The sequence below is a fragment of the Yoonia sp. genome (assembly GCF_017854415.1).
In the GTDB taxonomy this organism is placed as follows: domain Bacteria; phylum Pseudomonadota; class Alphaproteobacteria; order Rhodobacterales; family Rhodobacteraceae; genus Yoonia.
Genome location: NZ_JAFMHR010000014.1, coordinates 20,972 through 33,691, shown reverse-complemented (window position 1 = coordinate 33,691; position 12,720 = coordinate 20,972). Strand labels below are relative to the sequence as shown.

Here is a 12,720-nt window from a genome sequence, read left to right as displayed (position 1 = left end):
AACTAAGCTACTCGCTCCTCCCAAAGCTCGTACCCTGCCCTTAAACTAGGCCATATTAAGTTTTTTGGTCAACCTGTACTTATGGATGAGAGGTCCGCTCTGGAAATGCAACCACGTTGGGATAGCCACAAATCTAGAGCGAACTAAGCTGGTCGCCCCAGAGATGCAGCCAACAGAACTAACAAATCTAGAGTGACCAATAGGTGTGGCCTGCGACTGATACACCTGAGCCAAAGATATAAACCTGTCGCTGCAAAATCAAGAATATATTCATCATTGGTGGATGAGTGGTCGCTCTGGAAACGTAGCTACAATCGGGGAGGATGCGAGGGGGCACTCCAGAGCGACCTTTAGGTGAGACAGCGCGAACAGGACACCTGAATTAAAGATACAACCCCGCCACTACACTGCATTGATCCAGATCAAACTAGACGGCCATTGATCATTGATGGTGAGCGGTCACCCCAGAGATGCAGCCAACTCACCACAAGAAACTAACAAATCTAGAGCGACCAATAGGTGCAGATCGCGAAAAATACACCTGAGTTCAGGCTATAAACCTGTCGCTACAAAAGCCAACAGAATAATTTAGGATTAAAAACGGTACAAGAATTTGGAGAAAACGGTACATAGACCAACAAGCCAGAGCCACCAAACCCCTTATTTATATGACTATCTAAAAGTCTGTGGTGCCCGCGGCCGGACTCGAACCGGCACGGCCTTGCGGCCAAGAGATTTTAAGTCTCCGATGTCTACCATTCCACCACGCGGGCACGGTCGTATTCCTATGCGCCCTGTGGCCGGTGGGCAAGACGTGATCACAGGTCGGTCCCAATTGGTTGGGTAAGCAGTGCCCGTTCTTGCAGCCATGGGTTCAAGTCCAACGCGGATTGCAGGACTTCCTGGGCCTCTTCATTGCGCCCAAGCCCCATCAACGTCAGCGCCTTGCCCGACAAAGCCGCCACGTGGGTTGGCAGTATCGCGAGCGCACGGTCCAGATCCAGAAGTGCGGCCTCAAAGTCCTGCCCAAGAAAATTGGTAAAGGCACGCTGGTTATACCCTTCGGCATAATCAGGACAATATTCTATCAACCTGTCCAAGACATTGCGTGATCCCAAGAAATCATAACTAGCGCGCCGCGACATGCCTTCATTCAGCATTACTTGCGCCTGCTCATCAGGTGCATCCGTCCAAAGCGCCCATAACTCTTGACCCAGAATATCAGCCTCTGCCTGCCCAACCGCGCTACCAAGCTGCGCGATGATCTGTGATATCTGTGCGCTGATATCGCGCACAGGCGGGCAAGTTTCGGCGAAGGCGGGCGCAGCGGCAAAGCAAAGCGAAAAAATCCATTTCATCCACTAATATCCCCATCTGCATGACTTTCGGTCAAGTCACCCAACTGTCGCAGGCGAGATCGGCGCCAAACCTTCTTCTTTCACCGCCTGCATCGCGACATAGGTCGAGGTATTCGCCACATGCGGTAAGGTCGAAATTTTTTCGGCCAGCACAGCGCGGTAGCCCGTCATTCCCGCCGTGCGCACTTTGAGCAGATAATCAAAAGCACCGGCGATCAAGTGGCACTGTTCAATTTCAGGCACACGCATCACGGCCGCATTGAACGCCGACAGCGCAGCCTCGCGGGTGTCGGTCAATTTCATCTCGACAAAAGCTACATGGTCGCGCCCCAACCGGATCGGATCATAAAGCGCACGGTAGCCTCTGATCACACCGCATTCTTCCAGCCTTTTCAGCCGTGCTTGTGTCGGGGATTTCGACAATCCAATCCTGCGCGCCAGTTCGGTCACACTGATTCGACCTTCTACGGTAAGAATATCAAGAATTTTGCGATCAAACTGATCAACGTCAGAAACCTTTTCGGCCATATTTTTCGCCCTTATTCAGTCAAGTTGCCTGCGAATATGCCACACTGAAGTCAGATAGACCACAAAATATCCGATATACTAAAGCTCACCCTTTTGCAGGAGCCTGCCAATGCCACGCGATCACACACATACACTGCGCCACCAAATCGATCTGGCCATGTACCAAGACGAAGCAACGGCAGTGGGCCATCTTGTCACCGCTGCCAGGCTTTCAGACAGCGATCGCGCCCGTATCAGCGCCGGTGCCGCGGAACTCGTGCGCAAAATTCGTGGCAGCTCCGAGCCGGGGTTGATGGAGGTTTTCCTCGCAGAATATGGCCTGTCCACCGATGAAGGCATCGCGTTGATGTGTCTGGCAGAGGCGCTTTTACGCGTTCCAGACGCCGATACCATGGACGAATTGATAGAAGACAAGATCGCGCCTTCGGACTGGGGCAAGCACCTTGGGCATTCGGCCTCTTCACTCGTTAACGCGTCTACCTGGGCCTTAATGCTGACAGGGCGCGTCTTGGACGATGAAAAGCCGGGCCTTGCGCGGCACTTGCGCAGTGCCGTCAAACGCTTGGGTGAACCTGTGATCCGCACTGCGGTCGCTCGCGCGATGCGCGAAATGGGCCGGCAGTTCGTATTGGGCGAAGATATTCAAAAAGCTATGAAACGCGCCGCAGGCATGCAAGCCAAGGGCTTTACTTACAGCTATGACATGCTGGGCGAAGCCGCCCGCACCGATGCAGATGCGCGTTTTTATCACCTCGCCTATTCCCGCGCGATCAGCGCAATTGCTGATCACTGTAGCAACGACAGCGTGGCGGAAAACCCAGGCATCTCGGTCAAACTCTCTGCACTGCACCCCCGTTACGAAGTGGCACAAGAGGCCCGCGTCATGGAGGAACTGGTGCCGCGTGTGCGCGCATTAGCACTATTGGCGAAATCGGCTTGCATGGGCTTTAATATTGACGCGGAAGAAGCGGACAGGCTTTCGCTTTCACTTGATGTGATTGGCGCAGTGCTTTCAGAACCCGCTCTTGCAGGCTGGGACGGTTTTGGCGTTGTGGTTCAGGCATTTGGACAACGCGCACCGTTAGTGCTGGATCACTTGCACGACATGGCGACACGCCTTGATCGCAAAATCATGGTTCGTCTTGTAAAAGGCGCCTATTGGGACGCCGAGATCAAGCGCGCCCAAGTCGAAGGCATTGCCGGATTTCCGGTCTTCACCTCTAAGCATCACACAGACATCAGCTACATCAGCAACGCACGCAAATTGCTGGGTATGACCGACCGTATCTATCCGCAATTCGCGACACATAACGCGCACACCGTGCAGGCGGTGCTGGAAATCGCCGCCCAAGAAAACTGTGGACCCGACGACTTTGAATTCCAGCGTCTACACGGCATGGGCGAAACGTTGCACAAAATCGTCCTCAAAGAACAAAATACGCGCTGCCGGATATATGCGCCCGTGGGCGCGCACGAAGACCTATTGGCCTATCTCGTTCGGCGCTTGCTTGAGAACGGTGCGAATTCCAGCTTTGTGAACCAGATCGTAGACGAAGACGTCAGCCCCGAAACCGTCGCAGCCTGCCCATTTGATCATATTGGAGCGACACCAAGCCTGCCCAAAGGCCCCGACCTCTATCAGCCAGAGCGGACGAATTCAAAAGGCTGGGACCTCACATACACCCCGACCCTTGCAGCAATCGACAAAGGACGGGCCGCATTTCAAAAGGTTGCATTCACGGCACATCCCCTGACGTCTTCGGAGCCCAAATATCCCCGCCGGAGGCTCCAAGACCCGCAACCTATTACCAACCCCGCCAAGACAGGCGCAATCGTGGGCCACGTCGATCAATCAACCAAAGCAGATATTGACGCTGCCCTTGCCGCTGCAACCCCTTGGACCGCCGATGTTGCAACCCGCGCCGCAGCTTTAAATGCAGCAGCCGATGCCTATGAAGCAAACGCAGACGAGCTGTTCACGATCCTGACCCTCGAAGCGGGCAAAGCATTGCCCGATGCGGTCGCCGAAATGCGCGAAGCGGTTGATTTCCTGCGCTACTATGCAGCCCAAGCCCAGCCGACCCAACAAGCGCGTGGCGTCTGGACTTGTATCAGCCCGTGGAACTTTCCGCTCGCGATTTTCACTGGCCAAATCGCAGCAGCGATTGCCGCTGGCAACGCGGTTCTCGCCAAACCAGCAGAGCAAACACCGATCATCGCAACCCGCGCGATTGCACTGATGCACGCGGCCGGCGTGCCCGTCGCCAGCCTGCAACTACTGCCCGGCGGCGGCGAAGTCGGTGCGGCCTTGACGGGGGACGCCCGCATCAAAGGTATCGCTTTTACCGGTTCAACAGCGACAGCGCTAAAAATTCGCGCCAACATGGCCGCTCATTGCGCTCCCGGCACACCTCTGATTGCGGAAACTGGTGGGCTCAATGCGATGATTGTCGACAGCACCGCCCTGCCCGAACACGCCGTGCGCGACATTATTAACAGCGCGTTCCGGTCTGCGGGTCAACGGTGTTCGGCTCTGCGCTGTCTTTATGTCCAAGAAGACATCGCTGACAACCTGCTTAAGATGCTTAAAGGTGCGATGAATGAATTGATCGTAGGTGACCCTTGGCACTTATCGACAGATGTCGGCCCGGTGATTGACGCAGCCGCACACGACGGCATTGCCAATCACATCGCACAGGCAGCAGCTGACGGTCGGATCATCCACCAGATCAAAGCGCCTCAGCATGGGCACTTCATCGCGCCCACAGCAATCCGCGTAAATGGCATCGCCGACATGACTAAAGAAATCTTTGGCCCCGTCCTGCATGTCGCGACATTCAAATCAAGCGAGCTGGAAGCTGTTGTCGACGCGATCAACGATACAGGCTACGGGCTGACCTTTGGCCTGCACACCCGTATCGACGACCGCGTCCAGACAATTGTGGAAAAGGTCAAAGCCGGAAACCTATATGTCAACCGTGACCAGATTGGTGCAATCGTCGGCAGCCAACCATTCGGCGGGGAAGGCTTGTCCGGCACAGGCCCCAAAGCTGGCGGACCGCACTATTTGCCACGCTTCACCGCGTCCGAAGCCGCGCAATCAGACGAAGTTTGGGAAACAGACGCAGACCTCACTGCGCTTCATAAGGAACTGATGTCCGGTGAGGCAGCATTCACTCATCCCGCTACCGACTTGCCCGGACCAACGGGCGAATCAAACCGTCACAGCACGCATCCGCGCGGCCCGATCCTGTGTATGGGTCCGGGAAAAGCGGCGGCGGCGAAACAAGCGGCGACCGTCAATGCGCTTGGCGGGATCGGCATCGCATCCGGTGGTGCAATCCCAGCCGCAGCACTCGCGGGCATCACTCCTCTGGCGGGTGTGATCTGGTGGGGGGACACGACCACCGGCCGCGAGATCGAAATAGCGCTTAGCCAGCGCGAGGGTCCAATCACCGCGTTGATTACCAGCATGCCGGATGCGGCACACGTGCTGCATGAACGCCATGTCTGCATCGACACAACAGCAGCAGGTGGAAACGCCGCACTGCTGGCAGAAGTGGCGGACCAAGCGACCTCTTGACCACCAACGCAACATCAGGGACGGTCGCGGCATGTTTCCAATCCGCGACCACAACCCGTCACAACGCACGCCCTATGTCACGCTTTCACTGATTGCGTTGAACGTGGTGATCTTTCTTGCAGGATTCGCTCTCTTGCAGACCGATCGGGCGTTATCGATGTTTTACTATGATTACGCTTTGCTGCCATTTCGGCTTAGTGATGGCGAAAACCCCATGTCGTTGATCACATCAATCTTTCTACATGGTGGGTTCATGCACCTTGCCGGCAACATGTTGTTTCTATGGATTTTCGGCGACAACCTTGAAGACGAAATGGGGCACTTCCCGTTCTTGATCTTCTACTTGCTCTGCGGCATCGGCGCGAGCTTGGCACAAGTCGCGACTGATCCCACGTCCCAGATTCCTACTGTGGGGGCTTCTGGCGCAATCGCGGGCGTCATGGGGGGCTATTTACTGCTATATCCAAAGGCACGCGTCGATATATTCGTCTTTTTCATCGTATTTTTTCGCGTTTTCCCGATTCCCGCTTGGATCATGTTGTGCCTTTGGTTCGGCATTCAACTTTTCGGTGGGATCAACGTCGATACGTCCGCTGGCGGTGTCGCTTATTGGGCGCACGCAGGCGGATTTGTGATTGGTTTTCTCGGCACATTACCACTGTGGCTTAAACGCGGGGGCACTGTGTATTGGCATCAGACGCATGGCCGGCCACCGCATCCCGAGGCGCAATACCGCCGTAGCAATATCCCGACAGTCAGGCGTTAGGATTTACGGATAACTTTGGCGAATGTCTCGAAGATCGGCTCGTTTGCACAAATCATCTGACCATCGGCAATGATGTCACCACCAATTTTCAACGGCTCAACGATGCCGCCAGCTTCGCGAACGATCACGATACCGGCCGCGATATCCCAAGAATGCAACCCGCGCTCCCAAAAACCGTCATAGCGACCAGCGGCCACATAGGCCAAATCAAGAGCTGCTGCACCAAAACGGCGCACCCCAGCACAGGCGGGCAGGATGCGCGCAAGGTCTTGCAACGTCTCTGGAAGATCAGCGCGGCCCGCAAACGGAAGACCCGTCGCAAAGATGCTTTCGATCATTTTGTGACGCCCGGACACGCGCAGGCGGCTTTCATTTAGCCAAGCACCCGCGCCTTTTTCTGCATAAAACATTTCGTCCTTGGTCGGGTCATATACGACACCAGCAACAATCTGACCTTTATGTTCAAGGGCGATCGACACCGCCCAGTGCGGCAGACCATGCAAAAAGTTCGTGGTGCCATCAAGGGGATCAACGATCCAACGGCGGGTTGGATCTTCGCCTTCGATCTCTTTGCCTTCTTCCCCCAGAAAACCGTAGGACGGACGCGCATGCATCAGTTCTTCTTTGATTAAGGCTTCTGCAGCTTTGTCGGCACGGCTCACAAAGTCGCCTGGGCCCTTGGTGCTGACCTGCAGGTTCTCGACCTCGCCAAAGTCCTTAAGCAAACCACGCCCCGCTTTGCGGGCGACTTTCATCATCACGTTTAGATTTGCACTACCAGCCATTTCGGACGTCCTTCGGTTCGGGATCAAGCGCGGCGTATAGGCCCAAGTGGTGTGCGGAACAAGAGGCAACCCGCCCGAAGCCCTGAATGGATTTCTGCGCACGGCTTAACGGTTTGTTTTCCCACGTCATGCATACCGATCTGCAAATGGCTTGGGGTCAACATGCGGCGGAAGATCAAACAACGTTTTTTGCACCAAACGCAGATCGCAGGTCACATTTCTGGCCGTGATGTGCCAAGGCGGGTTGTGACGGCACTCTTGATGGTTGGTGTTTGCCAATTGTCCGGATTTGGCTGGCAGGGCCTGATCGCAGGATTTTGTATCCTTTGCCTTGAAGGGGTGTCGTACCCATTGAACAGGCGCGCATCTCAGTTTGAAAATCGGCTTGGTCTGCCCATGGCGATTGCTATTTTTGGGGCCAATTGGTTTGCAATGCTCTCTTTTTTAAGCTTTTCAGTGGTCTTGTCGCAGAGCGACGCTTTGCCGTTCGTGCTGGCAGGATACATCTGGGCATTCGGCATATTTGTGCACATCAGCAATTCATTCGCCCTGCTACCCCTATTTAACTGGAGCCAGATGATACCCGCCTCTGGTGCGGTTTTCTGGATGTTATGGAACCTGTCGCAAAACCCTGTTTATGAAACCCAAGCTGTTTATTGGGTTATGATCGCGGTACTAACCGGGGTTTACATTTTCAGCACCTTCGACACGATGAACCGACAAAAAGCCACGCGCCTCGCGCTTGAACGCGCACAGCAAAAGGCGAATTTGCGGATGGTCGAACTAGAACGACTTTCGCGTACCGACAGCCTGACCGGCCTGATGAACCGCCGCGCCTTTGATGAAATAGCGCAGAGCATGATGAACCAACACGCCAACAAGCAAGGCGTGACGGTCTTTTCGATCGACCTTGACGGGTTCAAGCCGATCAATGACAGCTATGGGCACGATGCAGGGGATGCTGTGCTACGCACCGTAGCGGACCGCTTGCAAAAAGTGGCGGATCAAGACGATTGGGTCGCGCGCGTCGGCGGCGACGAATTCTCTGTGCTGACGGCGCGCGTTACCTCGGTCACCCAAGCACACCAATTTGCAGCCCAGATCACTGCTTTGCTGGCAGATGCCATTCCCTACAACCAAAAGCTGCTCAATGTCGGGATTAGCATCGGAATCGCGCGTCAAGGTCCGGATGCCAACACACCCACAGAACTGCTTTCACAGGCCGATCAGGCCATGTATTTGGCCAAACAAGACAGGGACACTCAGGTCAAAATCTATAATAAGGCCGCCTTTCCGGTGCGGCCGACGCCCCAAGACCGCCTGACTTTGCTTGATGCCATGGAACGCGGACAAATTTTACCGCATTATCAGCCGAAGATTCACCTTGATACAGGTGAAATCGTAGGTTTTGAGGCGTTATCACGCTGGCAGCACCCGACACGCGGGCTATTGCCGCCTTCCCAGTTTTTGCCGTTGATCAACGAATTATCGCTGCAAGGTACATTCATGATCCACGCCGCTTCGCTGGTATTGAAAGATCTGGCCGCACTTGTCGAAGACGGGCTCAATCCTGGGCATGTGTCCATCAATATGCCAGAAGTGACATTGGCCACACTTGTTGGCCGCCAAGAACTATTTGCCTTGATCGAACAATACCCCAATTTGCTGCCCTTTCTAACTTTTGAAATAACCGAAGACGTATTTTTCGCACGTTCAAGCGAAATTATTCGCACATCGATAAATCAGTTCCGTCAAGCTGGCGTGCGGATTTCACTGGATGATTTTGGCACTGGCTACGCGTCATTGCAGCACCTTAAGGAATTGGCGTTTGACGAACTTAAGCTTGATACAGGATTTGTGCGCGATCTTGGCATTGACCCTGCCGCAAAAGTCCTGATTGCGGGCCTACTGACCATGGGCAAAGGTTTGCAAGTTGATCTGATCGCGCAAGGTGTCGAAACGCAAGGGCAGCGCGACATGCTCCAAAGCATGGGCTGTACATATGTGCAGGGCAATTATTTTGGGGCCGCGATGCCATTCGATGAAACATACCTACGGTTGATAACCAACACGCACAGTTTTCGCAGAGACGAAAACCTTACCCTCCAGCCGAACCGCCGCGCTGCAGTTTGACTGCTTCCTGCCGCGCGAGCCGGATAAGATGCGCCATAAATGGCAGACTGGTATCATCAGCACGCGTTGCTGCATACAAACGGCGGGTAATGCCGGATTTTGTAAGTGGGCGGGTGACATAGTCCGAACTGTAACGCACCTGCTGCACAACCCAATCAGGCAAGACCGCGACACCGCGGTTCGACGCCACCAACAGCAAGATCACCGCCGTCAACTCTACCTGCCGCACGGCAGCCGGTTCTACTTTGGCCGGCGTCAACAGTTGCGAAAAGATATCCAGCCGCGCGCGATCAACCGGATAGGTGATCAGCGTTTCACCTCGAAAATCCTCTGCTTCAATCACATCTTTTTGGGCCAACGGATGCGATGATGAGGCAACGAAGACGGGTTCATAGTCAAAAAGCGGTGTAAAATCGGTCTCCGGCAGATCCTCCGGATCGGAAGACACCACCAAATCCACTTCTTCTTTTCGCAATGCGGGCAATGCGTCAAATGCCAGACCAGGGCGAATATCAACATCGACATCCGGCCATGCCTTGCGGAACTGCTCAAGCACGGGAAATAACCATTCAAAGCATGCATGACATTCAATCGCGATATGCAAACGCCCAGATTTACCAGCGACAATTCCCGAGAATTCGGCTTCAAGGGCGGCCACTTGCGGCAAAATCGCTTCTGCCGCCGCCAACATGCGCATCCCCGCCGACGATAATTTCAACGGCTTTGAACGGCGGGTGAATAACGCGACCCCTGCTTGATCCTCGATCCCCTTTATCTGATGGGATAGCGCCGATTGCGTAATATTCAGCAAATCCGCCGCGCGGGCCAATCCGCCCGTGTCGTGGATTGCCTTGATCGTGCGCAGATGCCGGAATTCGATATGCATTTGTGAGCGGCCTTCATAACTTTAGTGAATTATATGAATTTGCCTCAATCCAATATCCAGATCACAAACGTAAAGCAAGCAAGAGGTAGCATCATGTCAAACCCATCCGTATCATTCGAATTCTTCCCACCTAAAAATCTGGAAGGCGCATTTCGCCTGCATGATTGCGTCCAGATGCTCGCGCCTCTTGATCCGGCTTTCGTGTCCGTAACCTACGGCGCGGGAGGAACAACGCGCAAACTGACCCACGAGGCCGTCGCGGCGATCCATAATACCAGCGGTTTGAACGTGGCTGCTCACCTGACTTGCGTGGACGCCACCAAGGCAGAAACCTTGGCCATAGCCCAAAGTTATGCCGACACGGGCGTGCGCGATATCGTAGCCCTGCGCGGCGATGCCCCGCAGGGGGCGAGTAACTACGCCGCCCATCCGGATGGTTTCGCCAGTTCTGTTGATCTGATCGCGGCACTTGCGGACACTGGCAACTTCAACATTCGTGTTGGCGCCTACCCCGAAAAGCACCCTGACGCAGCTGATCAGGCCGCTGACATCGCCTTTCTCAAACGCAAAATCGATGCGGGGGCCACATCAGCGATTACGCAGTTCTTCTTTGAAACGGACACCTTTTTCCGTTTTCGTGACGCTTGCGTAAAGGCCGGGATCGATGCGCCGATCATTCCCGGTATCTTGCCGATCGAAAACTGGGCAGGTACGCAACGCTTTGCTGCCCGTTGCGGCGCATCGATCCCGCTGGTCGTCCGAGACGCTTTTGCCCATGCGACGCCGGACACGACTGCCCTTTTGGCGACAGCAATCGCAACCGAACTGTGCGACGACTTGATCCAAGGAGGTGTCGATCACCTGCATTTCTATACGCTTAACCGCCCGGACCTGACTCGCGACATTTGTCATGCTCTTGGCAGAACCGCCAGAGCACAGTTGCAAAAGGTGGCCTAAACAACCAGCTTGCGGGAAAAGTAATTACCCCCGAGGCCCTATGTTTACAGCAACGTCCCCCGACCAAATGCCCGACATTGAAATGATGCTTTCAATGTCGGGTTTGGAGTTCATGCAAGCGATGCGCGATGGCCACGTTAGCCGCCCACCCATATCTGCATTGATGAACTACACACTTGATATCGTTGAAGCAGGCAAAGTCGTCTTTCGTGGCGTGCCGGAATTTCAACACACCAACCCAGCGGGCGGCGTGCATGGCGGATGGTACGGCACCTTGCTGGACAGCTGCATGTCTTGTGCCGTGATGACAGTGACGCCCAAAGGATCAGTCTACACAACGCTGGAATACAAAGTGAACCTGACGGGCGCGATCCCTGTTGGTGCAGAAATCATTGCGACCGGCACAATCGATCACGCCGGTCGCAGCACAGGTGTTTCAAGCGGTGAAATCAGGGACGCAAAAAGTGGTAAGCTTTACGCGACAGGGTCAGCCACCTGTTTGATCATGCAGCGGCACAAGGACTGAAGCGTCAGGAATGTGACCTGTGATGCTTTCGTGCAAACGCTCTGACGGATCGCTCCCAATGCGCCGCTTGCGCCGCGTCAAGAATATCTTGGCCCACCCCCGCCAATTCCCGATCGACGGGGCAGATGCGTCCTGCACAAAGCGGTCTTTCCAGCCTATCGGCAGCGGAACATTACATGCCTCAAGCCGTTCGAGCATCCAGACCAACGGGATATTCGCCAATGGCCGCGCCAACGGATGTTGCCAGACCTGACCGCCCACGTCGCCATGGTTTCCGCGAAACCAGACTTGTTCTATATGGCCATGCCAATCGGGCGGACTATCCCACATCACCGGCGCGTAAGCCGCGCGACGTTCGTCTTTGGCAAGTGCATGAAACCCATGGCGGATATGCGGCCCGAGGGCGTGATTATGAAATGCATGCTGCACTTGCCCCCAACGCCAGACAACAGGTAGCCGCAAGCCCAGCGCTTTGACGGTGTCCCAAACAGCAACTGCTTCAATTTGCACATTTGCATGGCAATATTGCGCACGGAACGCACCCGCCGCCGTGCTATCCCCTCCTGCGCGGTAGTGCCTATACGCTTGCTCGATTGCACGCTCTGTCGCGACATCATCGCGCACCAACCCAACCCTATCAATCACACCCGCAAGCGAGCGAACCGCAAAGGCGCCGCGTGAATAGCCCATCAACACGATCCGATCACCAGCGCGGTAGCGTGAAGCAACGACCCCATAGGCGCGCTTGATCCCGCGGTTAATTCCACGGCCAGTGATCACATCCCACGTGTTTGACCAGTCTCGCCATTGGATACCGGCCTCATAGTGGATGGTCATGTTCTCGGAACGGCTGATTTCGCACAGCAATTTATAGGTCAAGCCCGCGTTGGTTTCGCGCCCTTCGGCCAGCGAAGACATCGTACCATCTAGGATCACAATATGGGTCGCGGGACCGCGATGGCGGATAACTTCATCTTCGGTGCGCGCGCGACGTCCGAAAAGACCAAAAAACCAATCAGGTAACTGCATGGCTGTCCCATTTGTACTGGCTGGGTTGGATTTGTTCCAAAGTCTTCACCGGGGTAAGGCGCTGTTTTTGCATGCGCTAAACCCTACTGGCCAGCAACACCTTGTCCAGCGTGATCGCGTAAACCCTCTACAAGTCTACGTGCAATGGCGTAACATCCCCACAAAGGCG

The 12,720-nt window shown here is 55.0% G+C and carries 10 protein-coding genes and 1 tRNA gene; 5 read left to right on the top strand and 6 right to left on the bottom strand.

Annotated elements, in window-relative coordinates; translation table 11 throughout:
• Positions 1-687: 687 nt before the first annotated feature.
• From QZ197_RS03150 to QZ197_RS03140, 3 genes are all read right to left on the bottom strand, one after another.
• A tRNA-Leu gene (locus tag QZ197_RS03150) sits at positions 688-773 on the bottom strand.
• 45 nt (positions 774-818) lie between these two features.
• Complete coding sequence (locus QZ197_RS03145; RefSeq protein WP_296429948.1) at positions 819-1,358, bottom strand: tetratricopeptide repeat protein; 540 nt, start codon at positions 1,356-1,358, stop codon at positions 819-821.
• Between the two features lie 36 nt (positions 1,359-1,394).
• On the bottom strand, positions 1,395-1,886 hold the full coding sequence (locus tag QZ197_RS03140; RefSeq protein WP_296429946.1) for an Lrp/AsnC ligand binding domain-containing protein: 492 nt from the start codon (positions 1,884-1,886) through the stop codon (positions 1,395-1,397).
• 109 nt (positions 1,887-1,995) lie between these two features.
• Here QZ197_RS03140 and putA point away from each other — a divergent pair, with 109 nt between their 5' ends.
• Both putA and QZ197_RS03130 read left to right on the top strand, forming a co-directional pair.
• The gene (gene putA, locus QZ197_RS03135) at positions 1,996-5,469 is read left to right on the top strand and encodes a bifunctional proline dehydrogenase/L-glutamate gamma-semialdehyde dehydrogenase PutA (RefSeq protein ID WP_296429943.1); all 3,474 of its coding nucleotides are present in this window, start codon (positions 1,996-1,998) and stop codon (positions 5,467-5,469) included.
• A 31-nt stretch (positions 5,470-5,500) separates the two neighbouring features.
• Entirely contained in the window at positions 5,501-6,235 is a 735-nt protein-coding gene (locus QZ197_RS03130; protein WP_296429941.1) for a rhomboid family intramembrane serine protease, read from the top strand.
• Here QZ197_RS03130 and QZ197_RS03125 read toward each other — a convergent pair.
• Positions 6,232-7,020: an inositol monophosphatase family protein gene (locus QZ197_RS03125; protein ID WP_296429939.1), complete on the bottom strand. Its 789-nt coding sequence runs from the start codon at positions 7,018-7,020 to the stop codon at positions 6,232-6,234. The two genes, QZ197_RS03130 and QZ197_RS03125, sit on opposite strands and share 4 nt — an antisense overlap.
• Positions 7,021-7,182: 162 nt before the next feature.
• Between QZ197_RS03125 and QZ197_RS03120 the strand changes: the two genes are divergently transcribed.
• Entirely contained in the window at positions 7,183-9,153 is a 1,971-nt protein-coding gene (locus QZ197_RS03120) for an EAL domain-containing protein (protein ID WP_296429937.1), read from the top strand.
• Here the strand turns inward: QZ197_RS03120 and QZ197_RS03115 are convergent.
• Entirely contained in the window at positions 9,119-10,039 is a 921-nt protein-coding gene (locus tag QZ197_RS03115; protein ID WP_296429934.1) for a LysR family transcriptional regulator, read from the bottom strand. The two genes, QZ197_RS03120 and QZ197_RS03115, sit on opposite strands and share 35 nt — an antisense overlap.
• A gap of 93 nt (positions 10,040-10,132) precedes the next feature.
• Here QZ197_RS03115 and metF point away from each other — a divergent pair, with 93 nt between their 5' ends.
• The gene (metF, locus tag QZ197_RS03110) at positions 10,133-10,996 is read left to right on the top strand and encodes a methylenetetrahydrofolate reductase [NAD(P)H] (protein ID WP_296429932.1); all 864 of its coding nucleotides are present in this window, start codon (positions 10,133-10,135) and stop codon (positions 10,994-10,996) included.
• Positions 10,997-11,036: 40 nt separating this feature from the next.
• Positions 11,037-11,522: a PaaI family thioesterase gene (locus QZ197_RS03105; RefSeq protein WP_296429929.1), complete on the top strand. Its 486-nt coding sequence runs from the start codon at positions 11,037-11,039 to the stop codon at positions 11,520-11,522.
• Here QZ197_RS03105 and QZ197_RS03100 read toward each other — a convergent pair.
• Positions 11,484-12,551, bottom strand: a complete 1,068-nt coding sequence (locus QZ197_RS03100; protein ID WP_296429927.1) for a DUF2235 domain-containing protein — start codon at positions 12,549-12,551, stop codon at positions 11,484-11,486. The genes QZ197_RS03105 and QZ197_RS03100 overlap by 39 nt on opposite strands.
• Between the last annotated feature and the right edge of the window lie 169 nt (positions 12,552-12,720).

Coding starts and splice junctions, on each gene's coding strand:
- QZ197_RS03145 (WP_296429948.1), bottom strand. CDS start 1,358: ATGAAATGGATTTTTTCGCTTTGCTTTGCCGCTGCGCCCGCCTTCGCC.
- QZ197_RS03140 (WP_296429946.1), bottom strand. CDS start 1,886: ATGGCCGAAAAGGTTTCTGACGTTGATCAGTTTGATCGCAAAATTCTT.
- putA (WP_296429943.1), top strand. CDS start 1,996: ATGCCACGCGATCACACACATACACTGCGCCACCAAATCGATCTGGCC.
- QZ197_RS03130 (WP_296429941.1), top strand. CDS start 5,501: ATGTTTCCAATCCGCGACCACAACCCGTCACAACGCACGCCCTATGTC.
- QZ197_RS03125 (WP_296429939.1), bottom strand. CDS start 7,020: ATGGCTGGTAGTGCAAATCTAAACGTGATGATGAAAGTCGCCCGCAAA.
- QZ197_RS03120 (WP_296429937.1), top strand. CDS start 7,183: ATGCGGCGGAAGATCAAACAACGTTTTTTGCACCAAACGCAGATCGCA.
- QZ197_RS03115 (WP_296429934.1), bottom strand. CDS start 10,039: ATGCATATCGAATTCCGGCATCTGCGCACGATCAAGGCAATCCACGAC.
- metF (WP_296429932.1), top strand. CDS start 10,133: ATGTCAAACCCATCCGTATCATTCGAATTCTTCCCACCTAAAAATCTG.
- QZ197_RS03105 (WP_296429929.1), top strand. CDS start 11,037: ATGTTTACAGCAACGTCCCCCGACCAAATGCCCGACATTGAAATGATG.
- QZ197_RS03100 (WP_296429927.1), bottom strand. CDS start 12,551: ATGCAGTTACCTGATTGGTTTTTTGGTCTTTTCGGACGTCGCGCGCGC.